The following is an 18562-nucleotide window of genomic DNA, read 5'->3' on the forward strand; positions in this document are numbered from 1 at the left end:
GACTTACAACCCTGAGAGGGATTGACGCATAGTGCTCGACGTCAACTTCTTCGACGAGCTCCGGATCGGTCTGGCCACCGCTGACGACATCCGTCAGTGGAGCCACGGCGAGGTCAAGAAGCCCGAGACCATCAACTACCGCACCCTCAAGCCCGAAAAGGACGGACTCTTCTGCGAGAAGATCTTCGGTCCGACCCGGGACTGGGAGTGCTACTGCGGCAAGTACAAGCGCGTCCGCTTCAAGGGCATCATCTGTGAGCGCTGTGGCGTCGAGGTCACGCGCGCCAAGGTGCGCCGTGAGCGGATGGGCCACATCGAGCTCGCCGCCCCCGTCACCCACATCTGGTACTTCAAGGGCGTCCCGTCGCGCCTGGGCTACCTGCTGGACCTGGCGCCGAAGGACCTCGAGAAGGTCATCTACTTCGCCGCGTACATGATCACGTTCGTGGACGAGGAGCGCCGCACCCGCGACCTGCCGTCGCTGGAGGCCCACGTCTCCGTCGAGCGTCAGCAGATCGAGAACCGCCGCGACTCCGACCTCGAGGCCCGCGCCAAGAAGCTCGAGACCGACCTGGCCGAGCTGGAGGCCGAGGGCGCCAAGGCCGACGTGCGCCGCAAGGTGCGCGAGGGTGCCGAGCGTGAGATGAAGCAGCTGCGCGACCGTGCGCAGCGCGAGATCGACCGCCTCGACGAGGTGTGGAACCGGTTCAAGAACCTCAAGGTCCAGGACCTCGAGGGCGACGAGCTGCTCTACCGCGAGCTGCGTGACCGCTTCGGCACGTACTTCGACGGCTCGATGGGTGCCGCGGCGCTGCAGAAGCGCCTGGAGTCCTTCGACCTCAACGAGGAGGCCGAGCGCCTCCGCGAGATCATCCGCACCGGCAAGGGCCAGAAGAAGACCCGTGCGCTCAAGCGCCTGAAGGTCGTCTCCGCGTTCCTGCAGACCAGCAACAGCCCCAAGGGCATGGTGCTCGACTGCGTGCCGGTCATCCCGCCGGACCTGCGTCCGATGGTGCAGCTGGACGGCGGCCGCTTCGCGACCTCCGACCTGAACGACCTGTACCGCCGTGTCATCAACCGCAACAACCGCCTGAAGCGGCTTCTCGACCTCGGTGCGCCCGAGATCATCGTGAACAACGAGAAGCGCATGCTCCAGGAGGCCGTCGACGCGCTCTTCGACAACGGCCGCCGCGGCCGCCCGGTCACGGGCCCCGGCAACCGTCCGCTGAAGTCGCTGTCCGACATGCTCAAGGGCAAGCAGGGCCGCTTCCGTCAGAACCTGCTCGGCAAGCGAGTCGACTACTCGGCGCGTTCCGTCATCGTCGTCGGCCCGCAGCTGAAGCTGCACCAGTGCGGTCTGCCCAAGGCCATGGCGCTGGAGCTCTTCAAGCCGTTCGTGATGAAGCGTCTGGTCGACCTGAACCACGCGCAGAACATCAAGAGCGCCAAGCGCATGGTCGAGCGCGGCCGCACGGTCGTGTACGACGTGCTGGAAGAGGTCATCGCGGAGCACCCGGTTCTGCTGAACCGTGCGCCCACGCTGCACCGCCTCGGCATCCAGGCCTTCGAGCCGCAGCTGGTCGAGGGCAAGGCCATCCAGATCCACCCGCTCGTCTGCACCGCGTTCAACGCGGACTTCGACGGTGACCAGATGGCCGTCCACCTGCCGCTCTCCGCGGAGGCGCAGGCCGAGGCCCGCATCCTGATGCTGTCCTCGAACAACATCCTCAAGCCGGCCGACGGCCGTCCGGTGACGATGCCGACCCAGGACATGGTCCTCGGTCTGTTCTTCCTCACCACCGACGGCGAGGGCCGCGACCTCAAGGGCGAGGGCCGTGCGTTCGGTTCCGCCGCCGAGGCGATCATGGCGTTCGACGCGGGCGACCTGTCGCTCCAGTCGAAGGTCGACATCCGTTTCCCGGTGGGCACCATCCCGCCCCGCGGCTGGCAGCCCCCGGCCCGCGAGGAGGGTGAGCCGGAGTGGCAGCAGGGTGACACCTTCACCCTGAAGACCACGCTGGGCCGCGCGCTCTTCAACGAGCTGCTGCCCGAGGACTACCCCTTCGTCGACTACGAGGTCGGCAAGAAGCAGCTCTCCGAGATCGTCAACGACCTCGCCGAGCGCTACCCGAAGGTCATCGTGGCGGCGACGCTCGACAACCTGAAGGCGGCCGGCTTCTTCTGGGCGACCCGTTCCGGCGTCACCGTGGCCATCTCCGACGTCGTCGTTCCCGAGGCGAAGAAGGAGATCGTCAAGGGCTACGAGGCGCAGGACGAGAAGGTCCAGAAGCAGTACGAGCGCGGTCTGATCACCAAGGACGAGCGCACGCAGGAGCTCATCGCGATCTGGACCAAGGCGACCAACGAGGTCGCCGAGGCGATGAACGACAACTTCCCGAAGACCAACCCGATCTTCATGATGGTGAACTCGGGTGCACGAGGCAACATGATGCAGATGCGTCAGATCGCCGGTATGCGTGGTCTGGTGTCGAACGCGAAGAACGAGACGATCCCGCGTCCGATCAAGGCGTCGTTCCGTGAGGGCCTGTCCGTGCTGGAGTACTTCATCTCCACGCACGGTGCCCGTAAGGGTCTGGCGGACACCGCTCTGCGTACCGCCGACTCGGGTTACCTCACCCGTCGTCTGGTCGACGTCTCCCAGGACGTCATCATCCGCGAGGAGGACTGCGGCACCGAGCGCGGTCTGAAGCTGCGGATCGCCGAGCGCGGCGAGGACGGCGTGCTGCGCAAGGCCGAGGACGTCGAGACCAGCGTGTACGCCCGCATGCTCGCCGAGGACGTCGTCATCGACGGCAAGGTGATCGCGCCGGCCAACGTCGACCTCGGTGACGTGCTCATCGACCAGCTGGTGCGCCACGGTGTCGAGGAGGTCAAGACCCGCTCGATCCTGACCTGCGAGTCCCAGGTCGGCACCTGCGCCATGTGCTACGGCCGCTCCCTGGCCACCGGTAAGCTGGTCGACATCGGTGAGGCGGTCGGCATCATCGCCGCCCAGTCCATCGGTGAGCCCGGTACCCAGCTGACGATGCGTACCTTCCACACCGGTGGTGTGGCCGGTGACGACATCACCCAGGGTCTGCCCCGTGTCGTCGAGCTCTTCGAGGCCCGTACCCCGAAGGGTGTCGCCCCGATCTCCGAGGCCTCCGGCCGCGTGCGGATCGAGGAGACCGAGAAGACCAAGAAGCTCGTCGTCACCCCGGACGACGGCAGCGACGAGACGGCCTACCCGATCTCGAAGCGTGCCCGTCTGCTCGTGGGCGAGGGCGACCACGTCGAGGTGGGCCAGAAGCTCACCGTGGGTGCCACCAACCCGCACGACGTGCTGCGCATCCTGGGTCAGCGTGCCGTCCAGGTCCACCTGGTCGGCGAGGTCCAGAAGGTCTACAACTCGCAGGGCGTGTCGATCCACGACAAGCACATCGAGATCATCATCCGGCAGATGCTTCGCCGCGTGACGATCATCGAGTCCGGCGACGCCGAGCTGCTGCCCGGCGAGCTGGTCGAGCGGTCGAAGTTCGAGACCGAGAACCGTCGTGTGGTCCAGGAGGGCGGTCACCCGGCCTCCGGTCGTCCGCAGCTGATGGGTATCACCAAGGCCTCGCTGGCGACGGAATCCTGGCTGTCGGCCGCCTCCTTCCAGGAGACGACCCGAGTCCTGACGGACGCGGCGATCAACGCCAAGTCCGACAGCCTCATCGGCCTCAAGGAGAACGTCATCATCGGTAAGCTCATCCCGGCCGGTACGGGTCTGTCCCGCTACCGCAACATCCGGGTCGAGCCGACCGAGGAGGCCAAGGCCGCGATGTACTCGGCCGTCGGCTACGACGACATCGACTACTCGCCGTTCGGCACGGGCTCCGGCCAGGCCGTTCCGCTGGAGGACTACGACTACGGTCCGTACAACCAGTAAGCGAGCAGCTTGATACGACCGAAGGGCGGTCACCCCGTGCGGGGTGGCCGCCCTTCGGCGTGTCCGGACGCGGGCGTCAGAGCGCGCGCCGGAGGTGGGGTTCCAGGGCGCGCATGCGGGTGTGGTTGTCCGGATGCGAGGAGAGCAGCCTGGCGAGCCCGGAGGGCTGCTTCAGCCGCTTGCCGTGGGCCGCGGCGAAGGTCTTCGCGGCGTCCTCCTCGGCCTGGAAGTGGTGCAGGACCTCGGTGAGCTGCGGGGCGAAGCCGAGGGAGGCCGCGGCCCGGTCGGCGCGCAGCTCGCCCTGGCGGCCGGCGTAGGCGAGCAGGTACGGCGCCGCCACGAGGGGGACGGTGAGGTACCAGGCCATCAGGAAGCCGGTGACCAGGACGGCCCCCAGGAAGAGGTACAGGGCCCCGGTCGCCGCCACCGAGAACACGCGGGAGACGGCGAGCGCGGCCCGGGCGAACCCGCGGGCGACGGCCCAGGCGATCCGGCCGGGCAGCGAGTACCAGTACCCGAGCAGACCGGCCCAGGCGTGACCGCCGGTGTGGTGGCCGAGCTCGTGGGCGAGCACCGCGGCGAGGTTGCTGCTCGGGATCCGGTTGAGGGCATAGGTGGTGACACCGACGACGTGGCCGGCGGCGGCGCTCGCGTTCAGGTCGGTGCTGTTCTGGATCATCAGCTCGTAGGTGTCGCCCTCGATGCCGGCGCGGGCGGTGACCTCGCGCCAGACCGGTTCCAGGCGGGCCCTCTCCTCGGCGAGCGGGGCGCGCAGTTTGAGCACCCGCCGGGCGAAGAGCAGTTCGGTGGGCCGGTGGAAGACGAGGGCGCCGGAGGCCAGCCAGGCCAGCAGGAGCACCGTTCCCAGGACCGGACCGAACGCCGTGAGGGAGAACACCGCGACCACGACGAGGCTCACCAGGAACCCCGGGATCTGGGTCGCGAGCTGTCCGACGGCGGTGGCGTCGGCGCCCCGCTGACGCGCGGCCACGTGGACGCGGGATCCCTGGTGGCGGTAGTCGAGGTCGTCGGGGGCGGTCACCGGGTGCGGCATGAAGGGCACGGGACCCGGCTGCGCGGGCGCGGCCCCGGGCGCCGGGTGGGGGAGCCCGCCCGGCGCCGGGTACTGCGGGGCGGGGGACTGGGGCGCCTGGTACGGGGATGTCGGGTACGGGTGGCCGGCCGGGGCCGAGGGGCGGGGCGGTGGTGGCGCGTAGGCGGGCGGTGTGAGGCCGGGGTGGACGGGAGCGGTCCCGTACGGGTGGGCTGTCGGCGCCGAGGGGTACGGCGGCGGTGTCGCGGAGCTGCCCGGGTACGGGGGCGGGGGCGGGGGCGCGGAGGCTGCCGGGTACGCGGGGGGCCCGGGATACTGCGGGTGCGCGGTGTGCCCGGGGGGCGCCGGTGCGGGGGTGGCGGGGTGGGCGGGCTGCTGGGGGTGCGGGGCGTGCGGGGAGGAGGGCCCGGGGTACGGCGGGCCCGGCGGATGGGACATGACGGGACTCCTTGTGGTGCGGGGACGTCAGCCGGTGAGCAGCGCGGCGGGCAGGAGAGCGGTGCCGGCGCAGAAGGCGACCAGCCCGGTGCGGATCCACTGGTGCTTGCGCGCCGCGATGCGGCTGGTCTCGGTGAGGGCCGCCATGAGGGCGGCGGCGGGGTCGTGGTCGGTGGCGGCGAGCGCGTCGGCCAGCCGGCCCGCGCGGACCGCCTGCTGGATGTCGCCGAAGTAGCACAGCGGCCGGCCGGGGGCCCAGGAGCCGCCCCCGAACCGGGGGAGCACGGCGAGGAGCAGGGCGAACAGGGAGAACGCCAGGGCCGCGGTGCCCGCCCACCACAGGGCGGCGGCGGCGTCGGACAGCGCCCGTGGCGTCCAGTCCCGTCCGGCCAGCAGACCGCTGAACACGCCGGCCGTCATGCCGAGCGTCGCCACCAGCACGGCCGCCTTGCTGTCGGCTCGGGCGATCTCGCTCCGCAGCTCGCCCAGCAGTCGCTCCGCGGCCGGCGCGGCGGGCGATCCACCGGGGGCGGGGGGTGGCGCGGCGGGCGGGGGGACGCCCGGGGCGGTCACGCCGGCCCGCCGTCGGGACCGGCCTGCGCCGGGGTGACGGGCGGCGGCGGGGGCAGGGCGGGGTCCGGGCCCGGCACCGGCCGGGGCTGCGGGGGCAGCGGCTGCGGCGCGGCGGGAGTCCGTGCGCCGGCCGGGTGACCGGGCGGACCGTACGCCGCCGCGCCGGGGTGGGAGGGCCCGGGCCCGTACGGGGGCGCGGCCGGCTGCGGGTGCTGAGGTGCGAACGGCTGTCCGGTGCCCGGCGCCTGCTGAGGTACGTAGGGCTGTCCGGCGCCTGGCGGCTGCTGAGGTGCGGGCGGGTGCTGTCCGGCGTCCGGCGGCTGCTGAGGTACGTAGGGCTGGCCGCCGCCCGGTGCCTGCGGTGGTGCGTAGGGCCGGCCGGTGCCCGGGGGCAGGGCCGCGGGGGGCGGCGTCTGCTGCTGGAGGAGGTCGTCGACCGCGCGGAGCGTCGTGCGGGCCGACTCCGCCCGCTGGTAGTCCTCCAGGGTGTCCCCGGCGATCAGCTCCAGCTCGCTCCTGATCGCCGTGAGCTGGTCCTTCTGGAGCGAGCCGACGGCCAGCCGGGTGTCCTCGGGGTGCTGGGCGAGGTGCAGCGCCCAGGCGCCGGCGCCGCCGTGCTGGAGCCAGTACTGGTAGAAGTGGATCTTCTCGGCGACCAGGGCGTGCGACTGCTGCTGGCGCAGCGCCTCCAGCTCGTGCTGCTGCCGGGCCTGCCGGAGCCGGAACTCGTGCTCGGGGTCGAGCATCTCCGACTCGTAGCGCAGGTTGCGCAGCCGCCGCCGGTGGGCGATCGCCTCGTCGTCGAGCCGCAGCCGGACGGTGCAGGTGACGGCGAGACCGGCCCCGGCGGCGAAGCCTTCCGACTCGACGGCCTGCTGGACCGCCCGCTCGGCGGCCGGGCTGTCCTCGATGGCGAAGAGGCGGCTGACCGGCCTGGCGGCCTGGTGGAGCTCACGGGTCAGCCGCGTCGGCACGTCCCGCTCGCCGCTCGCCACGTACGCGATCGGGTCGGCGACCCGCCAGGTGAGGTCCGCCGAGGCGCCGAAGGAGAACGCGTCGTCGTCACTGGGCAGCGTCAGCTCCAGCCGGACGGGATGGCTGCCCATGTCCACCTCGTAGACCGAGACGTAGCGGCGGGTGGCGGCGTCGGTGCGGCTCGGGCGGTGCGGCGGCAGGAACGCGTCGTACGTGCCGCGGGCGGTGGCGAAGACGAGGGCGTGGTCGATCGCGGACACCGACCGGCGGCCGGTGTGGTCGAAGCGGGAGATGGGCCGCACCGTCAGGACCGGGTCGATCAGCGTGCTGTGCCGGTGGGCGTCCTGCTGCCACTCCGGCTGACGGCGGAAGTCCGCCATGGGTCAACTCCTCGAAGGTTGCGTGGGAAGGGCGCCGCCGCCGTGGGCGAGCACGTCGAGCAGCCGGTCGGCGACCGGTGGGCGCGGGCCGCCGTCGGGGGCGCGCAGCGTGTGCAGTTCGTGGCGCAGCCGCTTGTGGTCGTCGGCGGTCACGACCAGGGCGGGCAGCAGCAGCCGCAGGGCGTGCTCGGTGTCCGCGCGCAGGGCGGCGAGGTGCACCCAGGTGTGCAGCGCGTCGAGGGCCCCGCGGGTGTGGGCGCGGTCGCCGAGGGCGGTGCGCCAGAGGGCGGCGAGGTCGCGGGCCGTGTCGGCCTCGTACATGCCGTGCTCGGCGTACCACTCGACGAGCGCGCCCTCCTCCGCGTTGTCGCAGGCCCGGACGAACGCGTCCAGGGCGAGTGCCCGGACCGTCGCCGTGTCGTGGTGGAGCAGCCGCACGAGTTCCGCGAGCATCTCGCCGCGGCGGACGCCGACGGACAGCAGCAGGGCGGTGGACTGGATCAGGTTGTCGGCCTCGGCCGCGCTGCTGTTCCCGGCGCGGGCCCGGGCGGCGAGCGCGCTCAGTGCCGGAGCCGCCAGGGCGGGGCGCAGGGGCGCGAGCAGGCCGAAGGCGCGGATCGCGGTCCAGCGGCGGGCCCAGTGGGTGTCCGTGCACCACTGGGTGAGCAGCCGCAGCACGGCGGGCGCGTCGAGGAGCTGCGCGAGGGTGAGGGCGTTGGCGGCGGTGACGCGGGGGCCGAACGACTTGGAGACGGCCCAGCCGTCGATCAGCAGGGCCACCGCGGAGGACAGGTCGGCCCGGGCGAGCAGCGCGGTGGCCGCCGCGGCCCGGGTCCGCACGACCGGGCGCCCGTCCCGGGCCAGTTCCCGGAGCCAGGCGACCAGCGCGGGACGGGTGGACGGATGCCCCGTCCACACCTCGGTGAGCAGCACGCGGGGTGTGCCCTCCTTGCGGAAGTACGCGGTGAGCTGCGGCACCGGCCCCCACTCGGTCTCCACGTCGCACAGCTCGCCGGCGGCCCGCGCCCGGTCCAGCCGGACGTCGGCGGCGGGCCCGAAGAGGGGGATGTCCGGCGGTTCCTCGGGGTGCTGAAGCCGCTGGAAGTGCACGAAGAGCCGGTCGGCCAGCTCGGCGGCCAGCGCGTACGGTGCCCGGTCGAAGACGGCGAGGGAGACCAGGAAGGCCTTGTCGCGCAGGGCGGTGTCGGGATCGCCGAGCCATTCCCGGCACTGCTGCTCGACCGCGGCCTGCCCGAAGTCCGCGAGCCGGGACACGGCGTCCGCGCCGCCGTCGTACGCGGCCAGTACCGTCGCGAACCCGGCCGCCTCGGCGGGCCGGTGGGCGCCGCGGGCCAGGAAGTCCCGCACCGGGGAGAGGGCGAGGAGCTCCTCGGTGTCCGTGCCGCGCAGCCGGGTCAGGTGGGCGCGCAGCACGTCGGCCGGGTCCGGCGGCACCCACGCGCACGGAGCCGTCCCGAGCTGGAACGGCGAGTTCTCGACGGTCACCACCAGGTAGCCGTCGGCCTTGCGGAGCTGGTCGCGCGCCGCGTAGAGGTGGGTGTCCCGCAGGGGCCGGTTGCGGCTGAGCGGCAGGTCGCGCAGGACGTGACCGCCCGGCGCGGTGAGGCGGGCGCCGAGTTCGGCCGGGTTGGTCTCCGTGGCGAGGGCGTACACGGCGGGGAGGCCCAGGCGGTGCAGGAGCATCAGCGCGGCGGCGTGCCGGCCGGTCGCGTGCGCGCCGGAGAGGACCAGGACACGCTCCTCGCGCAGCCGCTCCAGCGCGGTGGCGAAGACGGGGCCGTCGACGAACACCGCCGCCAGGGTCTCCAGCAGGGTGCCGGGGATCCGGCCGGAGGCGGGCGCGGCCGGGGACGACGGGCCGTGGTGGTGGATCTCCGTCCTGCCCATGAACACATCACGGGCGGTCCCGCCGGAGACGCCGTGCTGGGCGCCGCCCACCAGGCTGCCGCCGACGGCGGCGGACCCGTCGAGGATGAAACCGGGCGTGTGCGCGACGAGTTCGCGCTGAGCGGCCCGGGCCTCCCGGCTCTGCTCCCGTTCGTCGTCGGGGCCGGTGGCGTCGGCGTCCGGCCGCGGATCGTGCGGCGGTGCCGGGTCGGGGGCGGGCGCCTGCGCCGGGGGGACCGTCATGCCGGCCCACCTCCCGACCGGCCCAGGTGGACGTCTCCGGCGACGTGGCCGCCGGAGACGCCGTGCTGGTCACCGCCGACGAGGCTGCCGCCGATCGAGGGGGTGCCGCCGTCGAACCGGAACACCACCCCGCCGGACGGAGCCGTTCCCCCTTCGGCCGCGGGCGCCGGCGCCGCTTCCGGTCCCGGTGCCGGGTGCTCCCCCGAGTCGGCACCCGGCACCGGGACCTCTTCCCCCCGCTCACTGTGGCTTGGTGCGCCCGGCACCGGCCCGTGCAGCCAGGCCTTCAGCGGGCCGTTCTTGCTCCCGACCGTCACGGCGTGGAACGCGTCCGCCGGGATGCCGGGGTGGTCGTGCCGGACGACCCCGGCGTGCAGCGCGTCCGAGACGCACAGCGCGAAGTCGTCGGGGCGCTCCACGAGGGCCGCGCGCAGCAGGGCCGTGTCCAGCAGCCGGCAGGCGTGGTTCAGGTCCGAGCCCACCCAGCCGTCCCGCTCGTCCACGGCGACCCAGCCGGAGGCGAGGACGCCCCGCAGCCGGATCTGCGCCGAGCGGGACGCCATCCGGTTGACCGCCCGCAGCTGCGCGGGCACCTCCGTGAGCAGGGCCCGCAGCAGCGCCGTGACCGGGGCGTTCGCGTCGATCAGCTCCATGACGGAGTCGCCGCGGTCGGCCCGCAGCCGCAGCGTCTCGTCGATGCCCGCGCTCTCCAGGGCCCGGTCGGCGATGTCGTAGAGCATCCGGCGCAGATACGCCTGCTCCACGTCGTCCCGGTCGCTGAACCTCTCGATGTCCAGCAGCAGGATCGTGCGGTTCACGGGGTTGGTCATGGTCGCCCTTCGACGGTGTGTGCGTCGTGCAGGGCAGCAGAGTGGCCGGAGAGGCGGGGGAGCCGTGAGGGCGGATGACGCAGTCGGAGTGTGACGGCGTGCACAGAGCGCGCCGCGGGCCCGTCCGGGGCCGGGGGAGGCGTTGCGTCAGACGCCGCGCGCGGGGGGCCGCTCGCCGGCCGGTTCCCGCGTCGGGGAGGGGATCGCCGGGGCCGGCTGGTCCGTCGCGGCGATGCGGCGCAGTACGTCCGGGCGGAGGATGAGCAGCGTGCGGCGCCCGGTGGCCACCGCCTCCTTCTCCCGCAGTTCGCGCAGCAGGCGCTGCACCATCTCCCGGGAGGCGCCCACGGAGCCGGCCAGTTCCTGCTTGCTGAGCGGGACGGCGAGCGCGATGCCCTCGTCCGTGCGGCGGCCGTGGGTGCGCGCCAGGTCGAGCAGCAGCACCGCGAAACGCTGGCGCACGTTCATCGACGCGAACTCCAGGCGGCGCCGGTCGGCGGCCCGGGTGCGGTCCGCGGTGAGGCCGAGCAGGGCGAAGGAGACCGCGGGCGAACGGTTCAGGAAGTCCTTGAAGCGCTCGTGCTCCACGGCCACCGCCCGCACCGGCTCCAGGGCGGTCACCGTCGCCGAGCGCGGCCGGCCGGTCAGCGCGGCCGACTCGCCGATGACGTCACCGGGGCCGCGCAGGGCCAGCAGGGCCTCGTACCCGTTGGCGGCGGAGGCGGTGACCTTGGTCCAGCCCTGCACCAGGAAGAGGACGTGCGAGGACGGTTCGCGCTGGTGCAGCAGGATGACGCGCGCGGCGAAGGCGAGTTCCCGGCCGAGTGACAGCAGCGCCGTGCGGTCCTCCTTCTCCAGCCGCGCCAGGAACGGCACCCGGTCGTCCAGGCCTCCGTCGTCCGGTGCGTGCGGCGCCGTCCTCATCAGCGAACCCCCCGATCGTCTCAGCGGACGGACCAAGGTACTGAAAGGGAGCGGCGCCCCACGCGCGACGGGCGCGATCCGGCCGAATCGGCTCGTCTACGGCACGCCCAGCTCGAAGATGACGTAGTGCGCGTACCAGCCCGACGCGATCGCGGCCGTCGAGAAGAACACCACCAGGCTCGGTGTCCTCAGCCGGCTCAGGGCCGCCGCCGGGGCGAGGAGGAGGGGGAAGACGGGGAGCAGGTAGCGCATGGTGTTGCCGAACATCTGCTGCGTGCCCAGGACCGTGATGACCGACGCCAGGGTGTAGGCGACGAGCACCAGCGGAGGCCTTTTGCGCAGCATCAGGGCGATCAGGAAGGGCAGCGCCAGGACCAGCTGGAGGGAGAGCAGGTCGGGGGTGGAGAAGGCGAAGACGTAGTCGTTGCGGCCCACCGCCAGGTTCCGCAGCACCTCCAGCGTGTAGGCACCGTAGTCGAAGAAGTGCGCCCACCCCTCGCGCTGGAGGATGAAGTACGCCGACGGCTCGCCGGTGCTGTAGCCGACCCAGGCGATGTAGGACAGCAGGCCCAGCGGGGCGACGATCATGGCGTACAGCGGGCCCCGCACCCCGTGCTCGCGTCGGCTCGCGGGGCGCGCGAGGGTCACCAGCGCGGCGAGTCCCACGGCGCCTATGAGGACGGCGGACGTGGGCCGGTTCAGGCCCGCGGTGAAGGCCAGCAGGCCGGCCGCCACCCAGCGCCGGGTCATCACGGCGTAGCAGGCCCAGGCGGCGATGGCGACGAACACGGACTCCGAGTACACCGCCCACTCGACGCCCGCGCCGGGCGCCACGGCCCACAGCCCCGCGGCGATGGTGCCCGCCCGTACCCCGGCGAGCAGGCGGACCACGGCGTAGATGCCCGCGGCGGCGACGAATGAGGCCAGGACGGAGACCAGGATCCCCGAGCCGTACAGGCCGATCCCGGTGATCTCCGAGACCATGCGGATCAGGGCCGGGTAGAGCGGGAAGAACGCCACCGAGTTCTGCTGGACGGTGAACAGGCCGTCGGAGTCCAGCCGTACCAGGGAGGGGTGGTAGCCGTGCTCGGCGACCTGGAGGTACCACCAGCCGTCCCAGGTGGCGAGGACGTCCCACCAGTGGGCACCGCCGCCGAAGCGCGGGTTCTTGCCGCGGTAGTCCCCGGCGTACTCCAGCAGCGAGGCGAAGACCGTGAGACCGACGAGCTTGGTGACGCCGTACAGGGCGAGCGCGGGCAGGTACGGGCGCGCGCCGGCCGGCAGACGCAGGCGCCGGGTCCACGCGGGCAGCCGGTCCTGCCAGGCCGCCCCGGACCGTCCCGGGACACCGCTCCCCGGCCGCCCTCCCGCCGTCCCCCGGCGTTCGCCGGACAGTCCGTCCCGCGCGCCGTCCCCCGCGCCGGCCGACGCGTCGGTCGCCGTGCCGTCGGCAGCCGTGTCCATGGCTGTGGTCCCCTCGGTCCGCCCTCAACGAGCAATTGCTGCCATAAGATCGCACAAGAGTCGCACATCTGTGCTCCGTGCCAGGGGACGAGGGGAGGGGAGCGACGGTGCCCGAGGAACGGGACGAGCCGGTCGTGCTGTCGGTCGTCATCCCCATGTACAACGAGGAAGAGGCCCTGCCCGCGCTGGTCAGCAGGCTGCGGCCGGTCCTCGCGGAGCTGGGCGTCGCGCACGAGGTCGTCGCGGTGGACGACGGCAGCGTCGACCGCACCGCGGAGCTGCTCGCCGCCTTCCGGCTCGGCTGGCCCGAACTGCGGGTGATCGCGCTGCGGCGCAACTCCGGCCACCAGGCCGCCCTGACCGCCGGCCTGGACCGGGCAGTCGGGGCCTACGTGGTGAGTCTGGACGCCGACCTCCAGGACCCGCCGGAGAAGATCCCCGACATGCTGGCGCTGGCCCGCGCCGAGAGCCTCGACATCGTCTACGGCGTCCGGGCCGACCGCAGCAGCGACACCGGGTTCAAGCGCTGGACCGCGGGCGTCTACTACCGGCTCATGCGCCGTCTGGCCGGCCCCTCGGTCACCGCGCAGGCGGGCGACTTCCGGCTGCTCAGCCGGGCCGCGGTGGACGCCTTGAAGGCCCTGCCGGACCAGCAGCGGGTCTACCGTCTCCTGGTGCCGTGGCTGGGTTTCCCGAGCGGCCAGGTCACCTACCAGCGCGCGCCGCGCACCGCGGGCCGGACGAAGTACCCGCTGGGCCGGATGATCCGCCTCGCGGTCGACAGCGTCACCGGCTTCTCCGCGGCCCCGCTGCGCATCGCCACCTGGCTGGGCGCCGGCGCCTTCCTGGTCTGCCTGGGGCTGCTGGTCTACACGCTGACCGCCTTCGCCCTGGGCCGCACGGTGCCCGGCTGGACCTCGCTCTTCACCGGGATCGTGTTCATCGGGGCCGTCCAGCTCGTCTGCGTGGGCCTGCTCGGCGAGTACGTCGGCCGGATCTACACGGCGGTGCAGAACAGACCGACCTACTTCGTCCGGCACGACACGGCGGCCGGGCCGGACGGGTCCGGTGCCCCCGTCGGGGAGGGCGAGCCGCGGATTCCGGTGCCGCGGTCCTGAGCGGGTGCGCGGCCGCGGTGCCGAGCCGCCGCACGGCCGTCGGGCGCCCGGGCGGGGGCCGGACGCGGATCGGGAGAAACCGGGACGAGCCGGGTTCCGGTGCCGGTCTCGCCCATTTGTTTTGACCGCAGCGAATGCGATAGGTACGCTCAGACCTTGTGCCTGGGGTGTGCCCTGGCCTTCGTGCGTGCCTTCAACCGCACCGGAGGCCGTGAGCGGCCACCGCAATCCGCGCCCCTTTCCGTCCTCGCGGCAAGGGTCCGCGGCTTCGACACACCCGACCGCGTGGGTCGGTGACGTCCCAGGTTAGCTTCACCATTCGGCACACAGAAACCGGAGAAGTAGTGCCTACGATCCAGCAGCTGGTCCGTAAGGGCCGGCAGGACAAGGTCGAGAAGAACAAGACGCCCGCACTCGAGGGTTCCCCTCAGCGTCGCGGCGTTTGCACGCGTGTGTTCACGACCACCCCGAAGAAGCCGAACTCGGCCCTGCGTAAGGTCGCGCGTGTGCGTCTGACCAGCGGTATCGAGGTCACTGCTTACATTCCGGGTGAGGGACACAACCTGCAGGAGCACTCCATCGTGCTCGTGCGCGGCGGCCGTGTGAAGGACCTGCCGGGTGTTCGCTACAAGATCATCCGCGGCTCGCTCGACACCCAGGGTGTCAAGAACCGCAAGCAGGCCCGCAGCCGCTACGGCGCCAAGAAGGAGAAGTAAGAATGCCTCGTAAGGGCCCCGCCCCGAAGCGCCCGGTCATCATCGACCCGGTCTACGGTTCTCCTCTGGTGACCTCCCTGATCAACAAGGTGCTGCTGAACGGCAAGCGCTCCACCGCCGAGCGCATCGTCTACGGTGCCATGGAGGGTCTGCGTGAGAAGACGGGCAACGACCCGATCATCACGCTGAAGCGCGCGCTCGAGAACATCAAGCCGACCCTCGAGGTCAAGTCCCGCCGTGTCGGTGGCGCCACCTACCAGGTGCCGATCGAGGTCAAGCCCGGTCGCGCCAACACCCTCGCGCTGCGCTGGCTCGTCGGTTACTCCCGCGCCCGTCGCGAGAAGACCATGACCGAGCGTCTGCTCAACGAGCTTCTCGACGCCTCCAACGGCCTGGGTGCCGCTGTGAAGAAGCGCGAGGACACGCACAAGATGGCCGAGTCCAACAAGGCCTTCGCGCACTACCGCTGGTAGTCGCTACCCACATCGAGACCGAGAGAAGACTGAAGCCTTATGGCTACCACTTCACTTGACCTGGCCAAGGTCCGCAACATCGGGATCATGGCCCACATCGACGCGGGCAAGACGACCACCACCGAGCGGATCCTGTTCTACACCGGTGTGTCGTACAAGATCGGTGAGGTCCACGACGGCGCTGCCACCATGGACTGGATGGAGCAGGAGCAGGAGCGTGGCATCACGATCACGTCTGCTGCGACCACCTGTCACTGGCCGCTCGAGGACAACGACTACACGATCAACATCATCGACACCCCGGGCCACGTCGACTTCACCGTCGAGGTGGAGCGTTCCCTGCGTGTGCTCGACGGTGCCGTGACCGTGTTCGACGGTGTCGCCGGTGTCGAGCCCCAGTCCGAGACGGTGTGGCGTCAGGCCGACCGTTACGGCGTGCCCCGCATCTGCTTCGTGAACAAGCTGGACCGCACCGGCGCCGAGTTCCACCGCTGCGTGGACATGATCTCGGACCGCCTGGGCGCCCAGCCGCTCGTCATGCAGCTCCCGATCGGTGCCGAGGCCGACTTCAAGGGCGTCGTGGACCTGGTCCGCATGAAGGCGCTCGTGTGGTCCGCCGAGGCCGCCAAGGGCGAGATGTACGACGTCGTCGACATCCCCGACACGCACACCGAGGCCGCCGAGGAGTGGCGCGGCAAGCTGGTCGAGGCCGTCGCCGAGAACGACGAAGAGATCATGGAGCTGTTCCTGGAGGGCCAGGAGCCCACCGAGGAGCAGCTGTACGCCGCGATCCGTCGCATCACCATCGCCTCCGGCAAGTCCAGCGACACCACGGTCACCCCGGTGTTCTGCGGCACCGCGTTCAAGAACAAGGGCGTCCAGCCCCTGCTCGACGCGGTCGTGCGCTACCTGCCGACCCCGCTCGACGTCGAGGCCATCGAGGGCCACGACGTCAAGGACCCCGAGGTCGTCGTCACGCGCAAGCCGTCGGAGGAGGAGCCGCTCGCCGCGCTCGCCTTCAAGATCATGAGCGACCCGCACCTCGGCAAGCTCACCTTCGTCCGGGTCTACTCGGGCCGCCTCCAGTCCGGCACCGCGGTGCTGAACTCGGTCAAGGGCAAGAAGGAGCGCATCGGCAAGATCTACCGCATGCACGCCAACAAGCGTGAGGAGATCGAGTCGGTGGGCGCCGGCGACATCGTCGCCGTCATGGGCCTGAAGCAGACCACCACCGGTGAGACGCTGTCCGACGACAAGAGCCCGGTGATCCTGGAGTCCATGGACTTCCCGGCGCCGGTCATCCAGGTCGCCATCGAGCCCAAGTCGAAGGGTGACCAGGAGAAGCTGGGCGTCGCGATCCAGCGCCTGGCCGAGGAGGACCCCTCCTTCCAGGTTCACACCAACGAGGAGACCGGCCAGACCATCATCGGTGGTATGGGCGAGCTGCACCTCGAGGTGCTGGTCGACCGCATGCGCCGTGAGTTCAAGGTCGAGGCCAACGTCGGCAAGCCGCAGGTCGCCTACCGTGAGACGATCCGCAAGGCCGTCGAGCGCGTGGACTACACCCACAAGAAGCAGACCGGTGGTACCGGTCAGTTCGCCAAGGTGCAGATCGCGATCGAGCCGATCGAGGGCGGCGACGCCTCGTACGAGTTCGTGAACAAGGTCACCGGTGGCCGCATCCCGAAGGAGTACATCCCTTCGGTGGACGCCGGTGCGCAGGAGGCCATGCAGTTCGGCATCCTGGCCGGCTACGAGATGACGGGCGTCCGCGTCACGCTCATCGACGGTGGCTACCACGAGGTCGACTCCTCCGAGCTCGCGTTCAAGATCGCCGGTTCGCAGGCCTTCAAGGAGGCCGCGCGCAAGGCTTCGCCCGTGCTCCTGGAGCCGATGATGGCCGTCGAGGTCACCACGCCCGAGGACTACATGGGTGAGGTCATCGGCGACATCAACTCCCGCCGTGGCCAGATCCAGGCCATGGAGGAGCGGGCGGGTGCCCGCGTCGTGAAGGGTCTCGTGCCCCTGTCGGAGATGTTCGGCTACGTCGGCGACCTCCGCAGCAAGACGTCGGGTCGCGCAAGCTACTCGATGCAGTTCGACTCCTACGCCGAGGTTCCCCGGAACGTCGCCGAGGAGATCATCGCGAAGGCCAAGGGCGAGTAACACGGTCCGCGTTTAACGGACCGCGTTCACACGCCTTAGGCTTGACCCCGGAGCCTGCAAGGGTCATTCCGTCGCCAACCCGGCGGAATGACCCGGGTCCGGGTTTCCCAGCAAAGATCACCTGGCGCCGATGAGTAAGGCGTACCAGAACCACTCTCAGGAGGACCCCCGTGGCGAAGGCGAAGTTCGAGCGGACTAAGCCGCACGTCAACATCGGCACCATCGGTCACATCGACCACGGTAAGACGACCCTCACGGCCGCCATTACCAAGGTGCTGCACGACGCGTACCCGGACCTGAACGAGGCCTCGGCCTTCGACCAGATCGACAAGGCTCCCGAGGAGCGCCAGCGCGGTATCACCATCTCCATCGCGCACGTCGAGTACCAGACCGAGACGCGTCACTACGCCCACGTCGACTGCCCCGGTCACGCGGACTACATCAAGAACATGATCACGGGTGCGGCGCAGATGGACGGCGCCATCCTCGTGGTCGCCGCCACCGACGGCCCGATGCCGCAGACCAAGGAGCACGTGCTCCTGGCCCGCCAGGTCGGCGTTCCGTACATCGTCGTCGCCCTGAACAAGGCCGACATGGTGGACGACGAGGAGATCCTGGAGCTTGTCGAGCTCGAGGTGCGTGAGCTCCTCTCCGAGTACGAGTTCCCGGGCGACGACGTTCCCGTCGTCAAGGTCTCCGCTCTGAAGGCCCTCGAGGGCGACAAGGAGTGGGGCAACTCGGTCCTCGAGCTCATGAAGGCCGTGGACGAGGCCATCCCGGAGCCCGAGCGCGACGTCGACAAGCCGTTCCTGATGCCGATCGAGGACGTCTTCACCATCACCGGTCGCGGTACGGTCGTCACCGGCCGCATCGAGCGTGGTGTCCTCAAGGTCAACGAGACCGTCGACATCATCGGCATCAAGACCGAGAAGACCACCACCACGGTCACCGGCATCGAGATGTTCCGGAAGCTCCTCGACGAGGGCCAGGCCGGTGAGAACGTCGGTCTGCTGCTTCGCGGCATCAAGCGCGAGGACGTCGAGCGCGGCCAGGTCATCATCAAGCCGGGCTCGGTCACCCCGCACACCGAGTTCGAGGCGCAGGCCTACATCCTGTCCAAGGACGAGGGTGGCCGCCACACGCCGTTCTTCAACAACTACCGTCCGCAGTTCTACTTCCGTACGACGGACGTGACCGGCGTCGTGACCCTCCCCGAGGGCACCGAGATGGTCATGCCGGGTGACAACACCGAGATGAAGGTGGAGCTCATCCAGCCCGTCGCCATGGAAGAGGGCCTGAAGTTCGCCATCCGTGAGGGTGGCCGGACCGTGGGCGCCGGCCAGGTCACCAAGATCAACAAGTAAGTTCC

13 protein-coding genes are annotated in these 18562 nt (G+C 71.0%); 6 read left to right on the top strand and 7 right to left on the bottom strand.

Annotated elements, in window-relative coordinates; translation table 11 throughout:
* Window positions 1-31: 31 nt before the first annotated feature.
* Entirely contained in the window at window positions 32-3931 is a 3900-nt protein-coding gene (locus AC0VYN_RS03025) for a DNA-directed RNA polymerase subunit beta' (protein ID WP_475534665.1), read from the top strand.
* 76 nt (window positions 3932-4007) lie between these two features.
* Here AC0VYN_RS03025 and AC0VYN_RS03030 read toward each other — a convergent pair whose 3' ends face one another.
* From AC0VYN_RS03030 to AC0VYN_RS03060, 7 genes are all read right to left on the bottom strand, one after another.
* Entirely contained in the window at window positions 4008-4985 is a 978-nt protein-coding gene (locus AC0VYN_RS03030; protein WP_475534666.1) for a M48 family metalloprotease, read from the bottom strand.
* A gap of 465 nt (window positions 4986-5450) precedes the next feature.
* Window positions 5451-5996, bottom strand: coding sequence for a Pycsar system effector family protein (locus AC0VYN_RS03035; protein ID WP_475534667.1), 546 nt, complete (start codon window positions 5994-5996; stop codon window positions 5451-5453).
* Complete coding sequence (locus AC0VYN_RS03040) at window positions 5993-7351, bottom strand: PE-PGRS family protein (protein WP_475534668.1); 1359 nt, start codon at window positions 7349-7351, stop codon at window positions 5993-5995. Before AC0VYN_RS03040 ends, AC0VYN_RS03035 begins: the two co-directional genes overlap by 4 nt.
* Window positions 7352-7354: 3 nt before the next feature.
* Complete coding sequence (locus AC0VYN_RS03045) at window positions 7355-9502, bottom strand: hypothetical protein (RefSeq protein ID WP_475534669.1); 2148 nt, start codon at window positions 9500-9502, stop codon at window positions 7355-7357.
* Window positions 9499-10332, bottom strand: coding sequence for a hypothetical protein (locus AC0VYN_RS03050; RefSeq protein ID WP_475534670.1), 834 nt, complete (start codon window positions 10330-10332; stop codon window positions 9499-9501). Before AC0VYN_RS03050 ends, AC0VYN_RS03045 begins: the two co-directional genes overlap by 4 nt.
* Before the next feature lie 147 nt (window positions 10333-10479).
* Window positions 10480-11256 (bottom strand): Crp/Fnr family transcriptional regulator, encoded by a 777-nt coding sequence (locus AC0VYN_RS03055; protein ID WP_385459685.1) that lies wholly within the window; start codon window positions 11254-11256, stop codon window positions 10480-10482.
* Between the two features lie 96 nt (window positions 11257-11352).
* Complete coding sequence (locus AC0VYN_RS03060) at window positions 11353-12720, bottom strand: hypothetical protein (protein ID WP_475534671.1); 1368 nt, start codon at window positions 12718-12720, stop codon at window positions 11353-11355.
* 107 nt (window positions 12721-12827) lie between these two features.
* Here AC0VYN_RS03060 and AC0VYN_RS03065 point away from each other — a divergent pair, with 107 nt between their 5' ends.
* The 5 genes from AC0VYN_RS03065 (at window position 12828) to tuf (ending at window position 18557) form a co-directional block, all read left to right on the top strand.
* The gene (locus tag AC0VYN_RS03065) at window positions 12828-13838 is read left to right on the top strand and encodes a glycosyltransferase family 2 protein (RefSeq protein WP_475534672.1); all 1011 of its coding nucleotides are present in this window, start codon (window positions 12828-12830) and stop codon (window positions 13836-13838) included.
* 344 nt (window positions 13839-14182) lie between these two features.
* Window positions 14183-14554, top strand: a complete 372-nt coding sequence (gene rpsL, locus AC0VYN_RS03070; protein ID WP_003948652.1) for a 30S ribosomal protein S12 — start codon at window positions 14183-14185, stop codon at window positions 14552-14554.
* A 2-nt stretch (window positions 14555-14556) separates the two neighbouring features.
* The gene (rpsG, locus tag AC0VYN_RS03075) at window positions 14557-15027 is read left to right on the top strand and encodes a 30S ribosomal protein S7 (protein WP_003992340.1); all 471 of its coding nucleotides are present in this window, start codon (window positions 14557-14559) and stop codon (window positions 15025-15027) included.
* Between the two features lie 39 nt (window positions 15028-15066).
* Entirely contained in the window at window positions 15067-17193 is a 2127-nt protein-coding gene (gene fusA / locus AC0VYN_RS03080; protein WP_475534673.1) for an elongation factor G, read from the top strand.
* Window positions 17194-17363: 170 nt separating this feature from the next.
* Complete coding sequence (tuf, locus tag AC0VYN_RS03085; RefSeq protein WP_161166423.1) at window positions 17364-18557, top strand: elongation factor Tu; 1194 nt, start codon at window positions 17364-17366, stop codon at window positions 18555-18557.
* The last annotated feature ends 5 nt before the right edge of the window (window positions 18558-18562 follow it).

The organism is Streptomyces sp. 63XJN7_1_ISO-PGPR-S23-121 (genome assembly GCF_056173025.1).

Excerpts from the sequence above, each read along its gene's own strand:
- AC0VYN_RS03030 (WP_475534666.1), bottom strand. The coding sequence starts at position 4,985 with ATGCCGCACCCGGTGACCGCCCCCGACGACCTCGACTACCGCCACCAG.
- AC0VYN_RS03040 (WP_475534668.1), bottom strand. The coding sequence starts at position 7,351 with ATGGCGGACTTCCGCCGTCAGCCGGAGTGGCAGCAGGACGCCCACCGG.
- AC0VYN_RS03045 (WP_475534669.1), bottom strand. The coding sequence starts at position 9,502 with ATGACGGTCCCCCCGGCGCAGGCGCCCGCCCCCGACCCGGCACCGCCG.
- AC0VYN_RS03050 (WP_475534670.1), bottom strand. The coding sequence starts at position 10,332 with ATGACCAACCCCGTGAACCGCACGATCCTGCTGCTGGACATCGAGAGG.
- AC0VYN_RS03055 (WP_385459685.1), bottom strand. The coding sequence starts at position 11,256 with ATGAGGACGGCGCCGCACGCACCGGACGACGGAGGCCTGGACGACCGG.
- AC0VYN_RS03060 (WP_475534671.1), bottom strand. The coding sequence starts at position 12,720 with ATGGACACGGCTGCCGACGGCACGGCGACCGACGCGTCGGCCGGCGCG.
- rpsG (WP_003992340.1), top strand. The coding sequence starts at position 14,557 with ATGCCTCGTAAGGGCCCCGCCCCGAAGCGCCCGGTCATCATCGACCCG.
- fusA (WP_475534673.1), top strand. The coding sequence starts at position 15,067 with ATGGCTACCACTTCACTTGACCTGGCCAAGGTCCGCAACATCGGGATC.